This is a genomic window from Streptomyces sp. BK340, assembly GCF_007827595.1.
Lineage (GTDB): Bacteria > Actinomycetota > Actinomycetes > Streptomycetales > Streptomycetaceae > Streptomyces.
Map to the genome: position 1 here is coordinate 40,759 of NZ_VISR01000045.1, position 14,836 is coordinate 55,594.

Genomic DNA, 14,836 nt, shown 5'->3' on the forward strand with positions numbered 1-14,836 from the left:
CGATCTGCATGGGGCTGGCGAGGACCTTTCGCCGGCGCCGCAGGAGCGGCGGCTCCGCCCGACCGCAGGCAGACCATAGAGTCTTGATCTTGCTCTCATGCGCCCTGCCTGCTCGCAACGGCCGGGGCGATGCGGCCCGTGCGCGGGGCTGTCGCCCCGTCCCGCCAGGTGCCAAGCAGCCGGGCCGCCAGCCGCTCTTCCTGATGGCCGGTCGCGCGGATCCCGAACACCACGTCGGCGTCGAGCCACGGCTCGTCGGTCGGCAGACCGGCGACGACCTCGTGCCAAACGACCTGTTCGTGCACCGGGTCCGCCTCCACGTGTTCTGTGTAGAACCGGACGGCCGCCGGGCCGGCGCCCATACGGTCAAGTGCCTCGGCCAGGCGGCGTGAGGCAGGAGATGAGGTGACCTTGACGGCGGCGAAGTGTCCGACGAGCGCCCCGCGCAGGGACCGGTGCAGACCGAGCAGGGACATCAGGTTCACGGTGGCCAGCGCCTCGGCCGGTGCAGCGTCGAGGTAATGGCCGTACGAGGTGTTCAGCCAGTCGCAACGCCCAGGAAGCGCAGTACCGCTAGGACGCGGCGGTGGTCGGCGTCGGCCTTGGGCAGGTCGAGCTTGGTGAAGATGCTGTTGATGTGCTTGGCGACCGCGCTCTCGCTGACGACCAGCTCGGCGGCGATGCCGGAGTTGGACCGGCCGCCCGCCATCAGCTCCAGCACCTCCCGCTCGCGCGGTGTCAGCCGGTCGAGTGGATCGCTGTGCCGGCGCACCAGCAGCTGCGCGACGACCTGCGGGTCGAGCGCGGTGCCGCCGGCCGCCACCCGGCGTACCGCCTCGGCGAACTCCTCGACGTCGGCGACCCGTTGCTTGAGCAGATAGCCGACGCCCGAGGTGTTGGCGGCGAGCAGATCGGCGGCGTACCGCTCCTCCACGTACTGCGACAGCAGGAGCACGGCGGTACGCGGGTACTGGCGGCGGATCACCAGCGCGGCGCGTACTCCCTCGTCGGTGAAGCCGGGCGGCATGCGCACGTCGACCACGGCGACGTCGGGCCGGTGCTCCTCGACGGCCGCCAGCAGCCCTTCTGCGTCGGCGACTTGCGCGCACATCTCGAAGCCGGCCGCCTCCAGCACCTTGACCACGCCGATGCGCAGCAAGAGGGAATCCTCGGCGATCACGGCGCGCACGGCAGCTCCACGGTGATGACGGTCGGGCCCCCGGCGGGGCTGCGGCAGGAGAACGTGCCGTCCACGGACGCGACGCGCTTGGCGAGCCCGGCGAGCCCGGTGCCGTCGGCCGCCGCGAGATCCGCGCCGCCCGCGCCGTCGTCCGCGACGACCACCAGCAGTGTCTCCCCGATCCGCTCCACGGTCACGTCCGCCCGGGTCGCCTGGGCGTGTTTGACCACGTTCGTCAGGGCTTCGGAGACCACGAAGTACGCGACGGCCTCGACCGTGGGTGAGGGGCGCTGCGGCAGGGCCACCGCCACGCGCACCGGGATCGGGAGGCGGGCGGCGACCCCGGACAGCGCGGCGTCGAGGCCGCGGTCCTCAAGGACGGCCGGATGCAGGCCGCGCACCAGGTTGTTCAGCTCGGCGATCGCCTCCTTCGCCTCGCGGTGCGCCTCGTCGATCACCTTGCGGGCGTCCTCCGGCAGGTCGCCGAGGGTGGACCTGGCCAGGCCCAGGTTGACGGCGAGTGAGACGAGGCGCTGCTGTGCGCCGTCGTGCAGGTCGCGCTCGATCCGCCGCCGCTCGGCGTCGGCGGCGTCGAGCACGCCGGCCCGGCTCTCGGCGAGGTCGGCTACCCGGCGGGCGAGCTTCTCCGTGCGGCTGGGGCCGAGCAGGACCTCGGCCGCCCGGGTCTCCAGCCGCACCAGAGCGCCGGTCAGCCGGGGCCCGAGGAACAGCAGGGCGAGGCCGCCGACGGTGATGTACGCGGCCTGCGTGGTGTACCCGAGGTCGGTGACCCGCCACTGCGGGGGCAGCGCCCAGATCCACACGTAGATGGAGGCGGCCACGAGAGCGACGGCCCAGACGGCGAGGACGGCGAGGTCCAGGACGGCGAGCAGCGGACCCGACACGGCGTGGTAGCAGACCTGCCGCCACAAGGCCCGGCCGGTCAGCCGGCGCACCGCCGACTTCCAGTTGCGTCCCGGCCCGGGTACGGCGGGGCGCGGGAGGTCCTTGCCGACGAGCGCCCGGTAGCGCCGCCGCTGCCCGACGGTCAGCAGGGGTGTCACCACGAGCGTGAGCAGCACGGGCAGCGGAGTCACGGCTACCGCGCCGGGCGCGCGCACCAACGCCGCCATCGTGCCGAGCAGCCAGAGCCACAGTGGCACCACGGCGAGGTGGAGCGGCAGGCCGGCGGCGACGAGCGCGGTCCGGTGTCCCGCCCTGCGGAACGTCCGGCCCAGTACCAGCCGCAGCCACGTCGTGAGTTGCATGCGTCAAACGGTAAAGCCGCAGGCCATCACCGTGCCATGACGCTCCCGCCCGGTTCGGGGGTGCACTTTTCTCCACCCCGGGTCGGAACCCTGCGTGACTGACGGCGCCCTGGTGTGTGGCGGAGGGTGGAGCACGTGAAGGGGAGAGCCGGCGGAGAGCGGGGGAAGACGATGCGTCAACTGGTGTTGTGCAATGAAGAATTGGCCGGTTCCGAGGGCTTCGACCGCGCCGAGGTCATCCCGCTCCACGAAGAGGCGGAGGAGCCGCGCCCGGCGCGGGGCATGCGGCGGGCGGGGTGGCTGTTGGTCGCCTGCGGGCTCGCCCTGCTGCCGTGGCTGTACGTGCTGGCCACCGGCCTGCCGGCCACCGCGACCGCGGCGCACTGGCCGGTCGCCTGGGTCGGGCTCGACGCGCTGGAGGCGCTCGGCCTGATCGCCACCGGCCTCCTCGCCGCCCGCGGCGACCGGCGGCACGCCCTGGCAGCTGCCGCGACCGCGGCGCTGCTTGTGGTGGACGCCTGGTTCGACACCACGACCGCGGCCCCGGGCGGCGACTTCGCCACCGCGGTCGCCATGGCGCTCGGCGCCGAGCTGCCGCTCGCCGCGCTGTGCGGCCGGCTGGCGCTGCGGGCGCTGAGCCGACCCGCGTGACGCCGACCGCCCAGCCACATGCCACGGACCGAATCGATCCACCGGAGAACACCATGCACCGCATCACCACCGCCCCCGTCGCCCCGATCCCGGCCCGGACCCGCTGGGCGGTCGCCGCCGGCGTCGGCGCCGCGTTGGCCGCCGCCTGGTGGCTGGGCGACACGGCGCCCTATCCGTACGCCCAACGCGGCCTGCTCGACGTGCCGTTGCCGTTCCTGACCGCCGACCGGATGGACGCCGTACTGCGGCCGCGGCCGGGGGAGCGAATCCTGGAGATCGGCCCGGGGACCGGACTGCAGTCGCTGCACGTCGCCCCGCAGCTCGGGCCGGAGGGACGGCTCGATGTGCTCGACATCCAGCAGGAGATGCTCGACCACGTAATGTGCCGCGCAGAGCGCGACGGCGTGGCGACGATCACGGCCACCCGCTCGGACGCACGTGAACTGCCCTACGCCGACGGGACATTCGACGCCATATACGCCGTGACCGCGCTCGGCGAGATCCCCGAGCCGGATCGGGTACTGCGCGAGGCGGCACGGGTGCTGGCACCAGGCGGGCGACTGGTGATCGGCGAGTTCTTCGACCGGCACTGGATCCCCTTTGGCCGGCTGCACCGGCTCGCCGACGCCGCCGGCCTCCACCTGACCGAGCGCCGCGGCCCAAGCCCGGCATACCTCGCCCGCTTCCGACCCTGCGGAGCCCACGCGCCCGTTCGCCAGGGCGAGCACCTCGCCGACGGCGACCGGGAAAGCGACGACGGGAAAGCGTGAGCACCACACGCAGGGACCGCGATCACCGAGCTGAACAACCTGGTGCGCGGTAGGCCGCTCCAGGAGGCGAGGGGGCTCCGCCCCAACCGCGGCCGGCCACGAAAACTGCGGCGCCCCCGCAAGGTGAGAGGGGAGTCCTGCGGCTTCTGCTGCTTGATTCCGGTCTCCGATCGTGCTGGGTCCTCTCCGGCAGCAAGCCCGGGCGGCGGCGATAAGGCGGGTGCGTCCAGCAGCCCCGCGGAGTTCTGCGAGCGGGCCTGTGGTGGTGCAGTGCCCGGCTGGCCCATTCCGCGCGGTTTTCGGCGGTGCTACCCAGCCACAGGTGAGCGGGGCTGGTGTAGGCGGTTTCTTCTGGATCAAGGTGGGGGTGAGTGATGACGGCGGTTCTGGGGTGGCACCCTGGAGCGATGCGACCTGGGACCGACGTAGGTCGCACCTGGCGCGGCTGGCACCACCACGTCACCCTCGTCACCGCCGCGCAGGCCTTCCTCACCCTGCGGCGGCTCGACCCAAAAGCCCAGACGCCGGCCTGAGCCTCTACCAGGTCCTGGACGTCCTCCAGGACCTGCTGAGGTGCTGGACCGGCACTTGCACCACCCGCGGCCGGCCCCTGCCGGCCAGCAGAAACAGATGTGCGCCGCGGCGGATCATCCGGTGGGCGAGATAGCCGAACCATCGCTCGACCTGGTTGATCCAGGAGGAGCCGGTGGGGGTGAAGTGCAGCTCGAACCGCGGGTGTTTGGCCAGCCAGGCTTTGATCGCTGGAGTCTTGTGGGTGCCGTAATTGTCCACGATCAGGTGGACCTGCAGGTGCGCGGGCACCTCCTTGTCGATCCGGGCCAGGAACTTCTTGAATTCCATGGCCCGGTGCCGGCGGTGCAAGGCTGTGATGACTTCACTCGTGGCGACATCGAACGCGGCGAACAAGGTGGTCAGGCCGTTGCGCACGTAGTCGTGGGTGCGCCGCTCGGGGATGCCCGGAGTTATCGGCAGCACCGGCTGGGACCGATCCAGAGCCTGGATCTGCGACTTCTCGTCCACCGAGAGCACCACCGCTCCCTCGGGCGGGTTGAAGTACAGGCCCACGACGTCGTAGACCTTCTCCACGAACAACGGGTCGGTCGACAGCTTGAAGGTGTCCGCCAGATGCGGCTTGAGCTGGAACCGCCGCCAGATCCGGCCCACGGTCGACTTCGACAGTCCACTGTGCTGGGCCATCGATGTCCGCGACCAGTGGGTGGCGTTCTTCGGCAACTGTTCCAGCGTGGTGACCACCACCGCTTCCACTTGATCGACGCTGATGGTCGGCGGCACCTCCGGCCCCGCACACGCCAGCACAATCCGCGCCCGCAGGGCCAGCGCCTGGGCCGATGTCGCCCGACGCGTCCACCGCTCCAACACCGCCCGTTCGTCATCAGACAACAGCAACCGTTCCAGCTTCGGGCCACGACGAGGAACTGACCCACCAACAGCAGAAGTCACACAACTACCAACGGTCACAGCCCTTCCTGCGGAGCCCCGCAGCTTGCATGACCGGCGTCACGTACCGCCGCACGTAGCAACCACGGGCGTGGCCATCTCGACTCGCCCACGCCAGCGGCGACGCCTCCAGGGCTACGGCACCGACGGCCGGGTGTCCGTCCAGTCGATGATGAGCTTGCGCTCAGCGAAGAGCCACTCGCCGTCCTGCTTGGCGAAGGTGTCCTCGTAGCGGATCGACATGAGGATGAGCTTGCGGCCGTCGTCGCCTTCGCGCAGGTGGTGGGCGAGGCAGTAGGTCTCGCCGGTGGCCCGGCTTGCCTCAAAGGCGACGTCAATCGTGCTCTGGCCGTTGAAGTGCGTCGTCGCAACGTACTGGTTCAGCGACATGAAGCCCTCGACGTGGGCGTCACGGCCGACCAGTACCTGCGCCGGCTCAGAGGTGGACGGGTCGGCGGTGTAGACCAAGGTCCTGGCTTCCGGGGCGTACAGCGCTGCCTGGCTGCCTGGCTGCCGACGGTCGGCGAAGTGGGCGTAGGCGTCGATCAGTTCGCGGATGGCGAGCCGGTCCGCCGCTTCTTCCGGGGTGATCGTGGTGTGGGAACTCATGATGGTCTCCTCCTCATGGTGTGCTGTATCAAGTGGTGTCAAGCAGAACGAAGCGGCAATGCGACGACCTGCCGGCGCGTGCGCCGGTCGGCAGGGCGTCGTCGCGCTGCACGTCATGCGGCGCTGAGGCCACCGTCGACGGGCAGCGCCACGCCGGTGACGAAGCTGGACTTGTCCGAGGCCAGCCACACCACGGCGTCGGCGATTTCGCTGGGCTGCGCGATACGGCGGATGGGGTGGTTGGCGATCAGCGGCAGGATGCAGTCGTAGAACTCCCCGGACGGGGCGTGCAGCAGCCCCGTGTCGACCAGGCCGGGGGCGACCGCGTTGACCCGGATGCCCTTGGCCGCATAGTCGAGGGCGGCGCTGCGGGTCAGACCGATGCCCGCGTGCTTGGAGGCGACGTACCCGGCGTGGCCGGGGACACCGAGCAGTCCCGCGCCCGAGCCGATGTTGACGATGGAGCCGGAGCCCTGGCGGTTCATGAGCTCGAGCTCGTACTTCATGGCCAGGAACGTGCCGCGCACGTTGGCAGCGAGCATGTCTTCCACCATCTCGCTCGTCCACTCGTGGGTCGGCAGGGACGCCGAGCCGTCGTAGCCCGCGCTGTTGACGGCGACGTCGAGCTGTCCCTCGGCGCCCGCCGCGGCCTCCACCGCGGATCGCACCATCGACTCGACGGTCACGTCGCACTTGACTGACTGCGCCGACCCGCCGATCTCGGTGATCGCGCGCACGGTGCTCTCCAGCGACTCCTCGGTCCGCCCGGCGACGGTGACGAAGCACCCTTCGGCCGCCAGGGCTATGGCGCTCGCCCGGCCGATCCCGGAGCCTCCGCCGGTGACGAACGCCCGTTTCCCTTCGAACAGGTTGTTCATTTAGGGAACCTCTTCCCGTACGTCTGCTTGTGGTGTGAACGGGGACCGGGGTCAGCTGTTGGGCTGGACCTCGGAGGTGAGCTCGGTGAGCCGCTGGACCTCGTCGTCGGACAGGCGGAGCTTGGCGGCCGCCATGTTCTCGGCGAAGTGACCGGGCGTCGTCGTGCCCGGGATCGGCAGGCTGTTCGGCGACTGGTGCAGATGCCAGGCGAGCGCCACCTGCTGCCGTGTCGCGCCGTGGCACTGGGCGATGGCCTGCACCTCGTCCCTGATATGCCCCGCGTCGGGGCCGTCGATCCGGGTCGGTCCCCAGGGGGAGAACACGACGTCGGCACGCTCGGCGGCGGCCAGCTGGGCGGCGCCGGCCCGGCTGGCGAGGTTGTACTCGGCGGTGATGGCGGCGATGTCCACGATGCGGCGGGCCGCCTCGAACTGGTCGACGGTGACGTTCGACAGGCCGATGTGGCGGATCAGGCCCTGCTCCTTGAACTCGGCCAAAACGCTGACCTGGTCCTCGAACGGTGCGTCGGTCGCCCTTCCGCTGTGGAGGTAGTACAGGTCGATGCGGTCCAGGCCGAGGCGTCGCAGGCTCATGTGCACGCACTGCCGCAGGTAGTTCGGATTGCCGACCGCGCCGAGGGTGTCATACGGGTATCCGCCGCGGACAAAGCCGCCCTTGGTCGCGATCACGAGGTCGTCGGGGTACGGATGGAGCGCCTCGCGAATCAGCAGCTCGTTGGAGTGCGGCCCGTAGACGTCGGCGGTGTCGATGAACGTGACGCCCGAGTCGACAACCTGGCGCAGCAGGGCAATTCCGCCGTCGTGGTCCGGGTACTCGCCCCACACCTGATCGCCGGTCAGCCGCATGGCGCCGAAGCCCATCCGGCCGACGGTCAGCTCTCCGCCGATCGTGATCGTCTCGGTGGTCGGTTCTGTCGTTGTGGACATGGGTCTCCTTGTTCGAGTGGTGGCGGGTTTGGTCAGTGCTGCCGGGGCTCTGCGTCGGTGTCGAGGGTCGCGAGCATCCCGGCGGGGTAGCGGTCGCCGACGGCTGTGCCAATGGGGGCGGCGTCCTCGAGCGCGGCGCGGTCGGCGTCGGTGAGGACAATGTCGGCGGAGGCCGCGTTGTCCTCCAGGTACTGGATCCGGCGGGTACCCGGGATGGGCACGTGGCTCTGGTCGAGGAGCCAGGCGAGGGCGAGTTGCGAGGGCAGCACGCCCTTGCCGGCGGCCACTTGGCCGATCGCGGCCACCAGCCGCAGGTTGGCGTCGAGGTTCTCGCCCTGGAAGCGCGGGTCGTGGCGCCGGAAGTCGCTGTCGTCGAGGCCTTCGAGGCTGGTCAGCGCGCCGGTGAGCATGCCGCGGCCGAGCGGCGAGTACGGGACGAATCCGATGCCGAGTTCCCGGACGGCTTCGAGGACCCCGTTGTGCTCCACGCCGCGCTCGAAGAGCGAGTACTCGCTCTGCACGGCGGTGAGGGGATGCGTCGCGTGGGCGCGTCGGATGGTGGCGGCGGATGCCTCGGACAGGCCGATGTGGCCGACTTTGCCGGCGGCGACCAGCTCCGCCATGGCGCCGACGGAGTCCTCGATCGGGATCTTCGGGTCGATGCGGTGCAGGTAGAGCAGATCGATCCGTTCCACGCCGAGGCGGCCCAGCGAACCGTCGACGGCGGTGCGCAGGTGCTCCGGGCTGCAGTCGACGGCGGGCCGGCCCCCGTCGTGGGTCACCACGTTTCCGTCGTCGTCGAAGACGAACCCCACCTTGGTCGCGATGCGTACCCGGTCGCGGACGGGGGCCAGGGCGCAGCCCACGAGGCGCTCGTTGTGGAACGGCCCGTACGTCTCGGCCGTGTCGAACAGCGTCACCCCGAGGTCGACTGCCCGCGCGAGGGTGGCACGGCTGGCCTCGTCATCGCTGGGCCCGTACGTGGTGCTCATGCCCATGCAGCCGAAGCCGAGGGCGCTGACCGTCATTCCCTGACGGCCGAGTTTCACGCTCTTCATCGTTGTCACCTGTCCCATCCGGTGTGCTGGTGGCGGCCCCGCATGCGGTTCAGGGCCGGTAGCTCCAGAGTGGTTTCCAGGAGGTCCCTTGCCCCCAGGCAAGTCCCTGGGAGGACCCCCGGGTCCCGGCAGGCAGGAAGCCCCGGGCAGGCACGCGACCCCCGGCGAGACCCGGGGAGCGACGGGGGTGCGATGCGAGTGCCGGACCTCAGCCCGCGCCCGTACCCTGTGTGCATGTCCAGATCGCGGAGTGCTGCCTTCATGGGGCGCGCCCGTGAGCGGATCGAACTCGACGCCCTGCTCGCCGACGCCCGTCACGGGGCCGGCTCGGTCCTGGTCATCCGCGGCGAAGCCGGCATCGGCAAGACAGCCCTGATGCAGTACTGCGCACGTCAGGCGTTCGGGTTCCAGGTCCGGGAGGTCTGCGGCGTCGAGTCGGAGATGGAGCTGCCGTTCGCCGCGCTCCACCAGCTGTGCGCGCCGATGCTCGACCGGCTCGACGTCCTGCCGGCTCCCCAGCAGCAGGCGATCCGGGTGGCCTTCGGGCTGGCTGGCGGAAGTCCTCCGGATCCGTTCATCGTCGGCCTGGCGACGCTCGGCCTGCTGTCCGAGGTCGCGGCCGAGCAGCCGCTGGTCTGCCTGGTCGACGACGCCCAGTGGCTGGACAGCGTGTCCAAGCAGGTGCTCGGGTTCGTCGGCCGGAGGCTGAACGCCGAGTCCGTGCTGCTGTTGTTCGCCGTGCGGTCAGACGCCGGGGACGCCGATGACCCGGGGTTCGCCGCGTTGCCGGGCCTGACGCTCGGCGGGCTGACCGACGAGGACGCGCGCGAGCTGCTGACCGCGACCGTTCCCGGGCGTCTGGAGGGACGGGTCCGCGACCGGCTGATCGCCGAGACCCGCGGGAACCCGCTGGCCCTGGTGGAGCTGGCCGGCGGGATGAGCCCGGAGGAGCTGGCTGGCGGCTTCGCCAGCCGGCCGTCCATGACCGGCATGCTGCACGACCTCTACCTGCAGCGGATCGCGGGCCTGCCCGAGGCAGCGCGGCTGTTCCTGGTGCTGGCCGCGGCCGACCCGACCGCCGACCCCGTACTCGTGTGGCGTGCGGCGCGCGCCCTGGGCCTGGGACGCGAGGAGGCCGCGGCCGCCGAGGCGGAGCAGTTGCTCGTCATCGATTCGTTGGTGCGCTTCCGGCATCCGCTGGTGCGGTCGGCGGCGTATGCGGCAGGTAGCCCGGAGCAGCGCCGAACCGCGCACCTGGCGCTCGCCGAGGCGACGGATCCGCAGGCCGATCCCGAACGCCGGCTGTCGCACCGGGCCGCAGCCGCCACCGCGCCGGACGAGGACATCGCCGTAGAGCTCGAGCGGGCGGCGGGACGGGCCGAGGCCCGCGGCGGCTTGTCGGCCGCCGCCGGGTTCCTGCAGCGGGCGGCGACGCTCACCGAGCGTCCCGGTACGCGGGCGGACCGTACGCTGGCGGCCGCGTCGGCACACCTGCAGGCGGGCTCGCTGCAGACCGCCGCAGGGCTGGCGGCCGAAGCCGAGGCGGACGCGGACACCGACCTGCAGCGGGCCCTGGTGGCGCGGCTGCGGGGCCAGATCGACTGGGCCACGGCCCCCGGGCGGTCAGCCCCGGTGCAGCTCCTGCGGGTCGCGACGCAGCTCGACGGGCTCGACGCGGGTCTGGCGCGGGAGACCTACCTCGACGCTTGGGCCGCTTCCCTGGTCGCCGGCCGGTTCACCGAATCCGGCGGGCATCTTCCGGGGGTGTCACGGGCGACCCTGCAGTCGCGGGCCCTGGCGGAGCCGTCGCCCGGCCCGGCCCACCTGTTGCTGCGCGGCCTGGCGACCCTGATCGACGAAGGGCCGTCCGCCGCGGCTACGAGCCTGCGTCAGGCCGTCGACGCGTTCGTGCACGACCCCGATCCCGGCTGGTTCCAGAAAGGCGCCAACCTCGTCGCGACGGCCGCCGTCCTGCTGTGGGACTTCGACACCTTCGCCCTGCTGAGCGGCCGATGGACGGAGCACGCCCGCGCATCGGGCGCCCTGGGCCCGCTGGTCGGTTCCCTTGGCGTGCAGGAGCTGGTCACCACGTGGAGCGGGGACCTGAAGGCGGCAGCGGCGCTACGGAACGAGGGCGAGACGATCGCCGAGGCGACCGGGACGAGGATGTTCCCGTTGGGAGCAGCGCTGCTCGCCGCATACCGGGGCCGCGTGGACGAGGCCGTCCCGCTGATCGAGGCGACGGCCGCCGCCGCGGTCGAGCGCGGCGAGGGCATCTCCTTGCAGGCCGCGCACTGGACGCAAGCGGTGCTGCGCAACGGACTCGGCCAGTACGCCGAAGCGGTGGCAGCCGCGGAGCGGGCCGTCGACGAGACGTACCTGCCGCAAATCACCTGGTGGGTGCTCCCCGAACTGATCGAGGCGGCCGTCCGCGCCGGAAAGCGGGACGTCGCCGAGCAGGCGCTGCGACGACTGACCGGACACGCGGGCGACTCGGACTGGCCGGTAGGTATCGAGAGCCGATGCCGAGCCCTGCTCACCGACGGCACCGAAGCAGAGCCGCTGTACGCCGCGGCCATCGCGCTGCTCGACCGCACGCTGCTGCGCCCCGAAGCCGCACGGGCACGGCTGCTGTACGGCGAGTGGCTGCGCCGCGAGCAACGGCCCACTGACGCTCGTGACCAGCTCAGGGCCGCCCACGAACGGTTCTCCGCCATGGGCGCGGAGGCGTTCGCCGAGCGGGCCCGCCGCGAGCTGGCCGCGGCCGGCGAGAAGATCCGCAGACCGGAGTCCCAGGCCGCCACCGGGCTCACGTCGCAAGAGGAGCACATTGCGCGCCTGGCCCGGGACGGACGCACCAACCCGGAGATCGGTGCCGAGCTGTTCATCAGCGCGCGGACCGTCGAATGGCACCTGCGGAAGATCTACATCAAGCTCGGCATCACGTCACGCAGAGCCTTGCGGGAGGCGCTGCCAGCCCTGGGCGACGGATCCTCAGCCGGGCCGCGCTAGGTCTGGCCAGCTCCGGGGTAGAGGTCCGCCGCCTCACCAGGCCTGATCCGCCGCCCGGACGAGGATTTCGTTCACCGCGACGCGGTGCGGGCTGGCAACGATGAACGCCACGCTGCGCGCCACGTCCTCCGGCGCCAGACGCTCGATCTGCCGGACCTGCGCCTCGCCGCCGGCGCGTTGCTCCTGCGGCGCCTGCGGGGTATGTCCGATGCCCACGGTACCGGGCACGACCACGCTCACCCGGATCCGCTGCGGCTGCAGCTCCTGCCGCAGAGACTCGGAGAAGGCCACCACGCCAGCCATGGTCATGGAGTAGACGGCCGTCCCGGGGCGAGCCACCCGCCCTGCGGTCGAGCCGATGTTGACGACATCGGCCACGTGCCGCGGGTCCGAGGCAGCGGCTTTCGCCAGGTGCGGTTGCGCGGCCTGGGTGACGTAGAGCAGCCCCAACTGGTTGACCGCCACCATCCGCTCCCACTCGCCCGGCGGGGCGTCCTCGACGGGGCCGACGAGCATGGCGCCAGCGTTGTTGACCACGGTGTCCAACCGACCGAAGCGGGCCACGGTCTTCTCCACCGCCCGGCCCACCTGCCCTCGGTCGGTCACATCCGCCTCGACACACAGCGCGGGAGGGCCCACGTCGAGCACCTGCCGTGCCACGGCCTCCAGACGGTCGCGCCGCCGCGCCACCAGGGCGACCGCGGCTCCCTGCTGCGCGAGCGCGACGGCAGTCGCCGCGCCAATGCCGCTACTGGCCCCGGTGACCAGGACCACGGTGCCATCCAGTCGCTCCATGATCGCCTCTTCCCACTTCTGCTCCGCCCGTGCTCCAGCGCGGCCGGTGTCCTCTGCCGAGCATGCTCCCGGCCCGGCGGTGTGGGACCCGGGACGTCCCTGGTCCCACACCCGGGTGGCCATCGGTGCGCGGTGCGACGGTGGGCGGCGCGACGGCCCTGCCCTGCCAGCAGCAGGGTGGCTCAGCCCATTGGGTGATCACTTTCAAGGGCTGGCCACCGCTGGTGCTGCATCGACGTGCCCACTAGATTCCTCGGGCATCCAGCTTGCGTCTCAGGACCAGCAGCTCGCCGTGGGCAGCTTCGAGAGCGGCCCGCAACTGAGTAACCTCCTCACGGTGTTTTCGACGGTCGGTTGCCAGTTGCTGGGTGAGCCGACGGACCAGGACGCTGGCAGCAGCTTGGGAGCCAGGATCGTGAGCCGCATCAGTGGGAGTGGCGTTGCGGCGCGATCGACGAAGGTATTCAACTTGGGGACGCAGGGTGGGATGTCGGTAGATGAAGTCGATGGATCCACCTGCCGCCCGGGCGATGGAGGCGACGCTCACGGTTTGCTGCGACGCGCGGGCCTGTCGCAGCGCTTTCTCGACGGCACTCTCGGCTTGCTTCCGACGCTGCTCGGTGGCCTTCGCAAGAGCCTCAAGGCTGCGGCTCATGGCGCCTCCAGGGTGTCGTGGTCAGGGTCCTGTGGGAGCAGTCGTTGCGGAGCGCCGGCACCGCGCACGGCTGTGGTCGTGCCATCGCAGACTGTGGTGGGGGGTGTTTTCAGGGGTGTGGTGCGGGTGATCAGGCGCTGCTCGCCGGGGGTGGCGGTGCCGGTGTGGGCGCGGCGCATGAGCTGGTCGAGGGCGTCGGCGAGGTCGGCTTCGTGGGTGTCGCGGTCGCCGTGGCGGGCGGTGATGGTCTTGATGTGCTGCCAGGTGGCGCTGTTGAACGGCTGGTGGATGTGGTCGCGGTGGATCCACGGGATCTCTGCCAGAAGCCCGTCGGGCAGGCGGATCCAGACCTGGCGGGCGTCGTGGGGGTTGATGTGGATCTCCCACTTGCCGCCGCGGGAGGTGACGGGTGAGGGCTGGCCGCGGTAGGGGGCCAGGATGTCCGCGTCGTAGGTGCGGTGATCGATGCGGATGCCGCGTTCGGTGATGGCCTGCCAGCGCACCGGCAGCAGTTCGAGGTAGTCGTCGCCGTTCAGGGGAAGGGCTACGTGGCCGGCCACGGCGATGAGGGCGGCCCACATCTGGTTCGGGGTGAGCGCCTTCTTGGGCAGGGTGGGGTGGCGCAGGCCCTCGTGGGGGCGGTGGTGGTAGTGGACGAGCCATTCGTCGAGCAGGTCCTGCAGTTGGGCGACGCTGAAGCAGGCCTCGGTTTCGGCGGCCGGCCCGCGGCGGGTGACGTCGGAGCCGGTGTAGCCGGGCAGGTGCTGGCACAGCAGCGCGTTGATGGTGCCGAAGGTGCGTTCCACGATGCCTTGGCGGCCGGGGCGTGGGGCGGGGTGGGCTGAATGCTGATGCCGAGGGTTTCGCAGGCGGCGGTGAACGCCGCGGACAGGTAGATCTTGCCCCGGTCGACGACGATCGTCTCGGGTACTGCCACCGGCCGGGCTGCCGCGCCCTCGAGCCGTTCGTTCAGGGTCAGGAGCCGTTGGAGCTGGGGGAGTTGGGCGTGGGCCAGGTGTAGGGCCTGGGGCCAGGTGGGGCGGGCCGGGTGGGGGACGGCCATCTCCGCCAGCAGCAGGGCCGCGTCCACGGCCTTGGTGCCGGCCGGGCGCAGGACGGCGGCGAGGATGGCGCGGGTGGCGACGTCGACGGCGATGGTGAGTTCGGGGCGGCCGGTGGTGCCGTCGTCGAAGACGGCTAGGACGTCCAGGCGGGTGGTGTCGATCTGCACCTGCTCGCCCGGGCGCAGCGCCGCGGTCGGAGTGAACGCCTGCCCGCCGGTGGGGGAGGGCAGAGTGCGGGCGGGGCGGTGGGGGTGTTCGGCGGGGCCGGCGAGCTGGTGGACGAGCCGGTAGAAGGTGGCCTGGGACGGTACCGGCACCGCGCCGCGCCCGTACCGGTCGTCCAGGATCTGCGTGACCAGAGGCGGGCGGGGTGTGCTGCGCGAGCGGCCGCGCGGGGAGGGCTGGAAGCCCGGGCAGCCGTGGCGGGCCCTTGCCCGGCCGACCTGGCGGCCGGACATCCGTGCCGCGG

Annotated in this window: 13 protein-coding genes and 2 pseudogenes; 4 read left to right on the forward strand and 11 right to left on the reverse strand. The window is 71.5% G+C overall.

Annotated elements, in window-relative coordinates:
* Window positions 1–95 precede the first annotated feature (95 nt).
* From FB157_RS44690 to FB157_RS44700, 3 genes and pseudogenes are all read right to left on the reverse strand, one after another.
* A pseudogene (locus tag FB157_RS44690) lies at window positions 96–587 on the reverse strand (iron-containing redox enzyme family protein); the annotation flags it as partial.
* Window positions 539–1,189 carry a response regulator transcription factor gene (locus FB157_RS44695; protein WP_145887225.1) on the reverse strand — a complete coding sequence of 217 codons (651 nt, stop codon included), beginning with the start codon at window positions 1,187–1,189 and terminating at the stop codon, window positions 539–541. The pseudogene FB157_RS44690 and the gene FB157_RS44695, both read right to left, overlap by 49 nt.
* Entirely contained in the window at window positions 1,177–2,448 is a 1,272-nt protein-coding gene (locus tag FB157_RS44700) for a histidine kinase (protein ID WP_145887227.1), read from the reverse strand. The genes FB157_RS44695 and FB157_RS44700 overlap by 13 nt, the downstream gene beginning before the upstream one ends.
* Before the next feature lie 201 nt (window positions 2,449–2,649).
* On the opposite strand from FB157_RS44700, the gene FB157_RS44705 reads away from it, so the two are divergent.
* The 3 genes from FB157_RS44705 to FB157_RS49200 all read left to right on the forward strand — a co-directional run bounded on the left by FB157_RS44705 (window position 2,650) and on the right by FB157_RS49200 (window position 4,402).
* Window positions 2,650–3,099 (forward strand): hypothetical protein, encoded by a 450-nt coding sequence (locus FB157_RS44705; protein ID WP_398948067.1) that lies wholly within the window; start codon window positions 2,650–2,652, stop codon window positions 3,097–3,099.
* A gap of 53 nt (window positions 3,100–3,152) precedes the next feature.
* Window positions 3,153–3,869: a class I SAM-dependent methyltransferase gene (locus FB157_RS44710; protein WP_145887231.1), complete on the forward strand. Its 717-nt coding sequence runs from the start codon at window positions 3,153–3,155 to the stop codon at window positions 3,867–3,869.
* Window positions 3,870–4,276: 407 nt separating this feature from the next.
* Window positions 4,277–4,402, forward strand: a complete 126-nt coding sequence (locus FB157_RS49200; protein ID WP_261386980.1) for a hypothetical protein — start codon at window positions 4,277–4,279, stop codon at window positions 4,400–4,402.
* A gap of 97 nt (window positions 4,403–4,499) precedes the next feature.
* Here FB157_RS49200 and FB157_RS44720 read toward each other — a convergent pair.
* From FB157_RS44720 to FB157_RS44740, 5 genes and pseudogenes are all read right to left on the reverse strand, one after another.
* Window positions 4,500–5,351, reverse strand: a pseudogene (locus FB157_RS44720) (IS630 family transposase); the annotation flags it as partial.
* 132 nt (window positions 5,352–5,483) lie between these two features.
* Window positions 5,484–5,957, reverse strand: coding sequence for a nuclear transport factor 2 family protein (locus FB157_RS44725; protein WP_145887233.1), 474 nt, complete (start codon window positions 5,955–5,957; stop codon window positions 5,484–5,486).
* Between the two features lie 113 nt (window positions 5,958–6,070).
* A complete protein-coding gene (locus FB157_RS44730) occupies window positions 6,071–6,835 on the reverse strand; it encodes an SDR family NAD(P)-dependent oxidoreductase (protein WP_145887235.1) in 765 nt (254 codons plus the stop codon).
* A 51-nt stretch (window positions 6,836–6,886) separates the two neighbouring features.
* Complete coding sequence (locus tag FB157_RS44735; RefSeq protein WP_145887237.1) at window positions 6,887–7,783, reverse strand: aldo/keto reductase; 897 nt, start codon at window positions 7,781–7,783, stop codon at window positions 6,887–6,889.
* Window positions 7,784–7,815: 32 nt separating this feature from the next.
* Complete coding sequence (locus tag FB157_RS44740) at window positions 7,816–8,841, reverse strand: aldo/keto reductase (RefSeq protein ID WP_145887239.1); 1,026 nt, start codon at window positions 8,839–8,841, stop codon at window positions 7,816–7,818.
* Window positions 8,842–9,075: 234 nt separating this feature from the next.
* Between FB157_RS44740 and FB157_RS44745 the strand changes: the two genes are divergently transcribed.
* On the forward strand, window positions 9,076–11,853 hold the full coding sequence (locus FB157_RS44745) for a LuxR family transcriptional regulator (RefSeq protein ID WP_261386978.1): 2,778 nt from the start codon (window positions 9,076–9,078) through the stop codon (window positions 11,851–11,853).
* A gap of 33 nt (window positions 11,854–11,886) precedes the next feature.
* On the opposite strand, the gene FB157_RS44750 is transcribed toward FB157_RS44745, so the two are convergent.
* From FB157_RS44750 to FB157_RS49800, 3 genes are all read right to left on the reverse strand, one after another.
* The gene (locus FB157_RS44750) at window positions 11,887–12,648 is read right to left on the reverse strand and encodes an SDR family NAD(P)-dependent oxidoreductase (protein WP_186581963.1); all 762 of its coding nucleotides are present in this window, start codon (window positions 12,646–12,648) and stop codon (window positions 11,887–11,889) included.
* A 244-nt stretch (window positions 12,649–12,892) separates the two neighbouring features.
* A complete protein-coding gene (locus tag FB157_RS44755) occupies window positions 12,893–13,303 on the reverse strand; it encodes a hypothetical protein (RefSeq protein WP_145887241.1) in 411 nt (136 codons plus the stop codon).
* Window positions 13,300–14,109, reverse strand: coding sequence for a Mu transposase C-terminal domain-containing protein (locus tag FB157_RS49800; protein ID WP_398948068.1), 810 nt, complete (start codon window positions 14,107–14,109; stop codon window positions 13,300–13,302). Before FB157_RS49800 ends, FB157_RS44755 begins: the two co-directional genes overlap by 4 nt.
* Between the last annotated feature and the right edge of the window lie 727 nt (window positions 14,110–14,836).

What these genes read in the sequence shown, in the direction of transcription:
- FB157_RS44700 (WP_145887227.1), bottom strand. Translation starts at nt 2,448, where the DNA reads ATGCAACTCACGACGTGGCTGCGGCTGGTACTGGGCCGGACGTTCCGC.
- FB157_RS44710 (WP_145887231.1), top strand. Translation starts at nt 3,153, where the DNA reads ATGCACCGCATCACCACCGCCCCCGTCGCCCCGATCCCGGCCCGGACC.
- FB157_RS49200 (WP_261386980.1), top strand. Translation starts at nt 4,277, where the DNA reads ATGCGACCTGGGACCGACGTAGGTCGCACCTGGCGCGGCTGGCACCAC.
- FB157_RS44725 (WP_145887233.1), bottom strand. Translation starts at nt 5,957, where the DNA reads ATGAGTTCCCACACCACGATCACCCCGGAAGAAGCGGCGGACCGGCTC.
- FB157_RS44730 (WP_145887235.1), bottom strand. Translation starts at nt 6,835, where the DNA reads ATGAACAACCTGTTCGAAGGGAAACGGGCGTTCGTCACCGGCGGAGGC.
- FB157_RS44735 (WP_145887237.1), bottom strand. Translation starts at nt 7,783, where the DNA reads ATGTCCACAACGACAGAACCGACCACCGAGACGATCACGATCGGCGGA.
- FB157_RS44740 (WP_145887239.1), bottom strand. Translation starts at nt 8,841, where the DNA reads ATGAAGAGCGTGAAACTCGGCCGTCAGGGAATGACGGTCAGCGCCCTC.
- FB157_RS44745 (WP_261386978.1), top strand. Translation starts at nt 9,076, where the DNA reads ATGTCCAGATCGCGGAGTGCTGCCTTCATGGGGCGCGCCCGTGAGCGG.
- FB157_RS44750 (WP_186581963.1), bottom strand. Translation starts at nt 12,648, where the DNA reads ATGGAGCGACTGGATGGCACCGTGGTCCTGGTCACCGGGGCCAGTAGC.
- FB157_RS44755 (WP_145887241.1), bottom strand. Translation starts at nt 13,303, where the DNA reads ATGAGCCGCAGCCTTGAGGCTCTTGCGAAGGCCACCGAGCAGCGTCGG.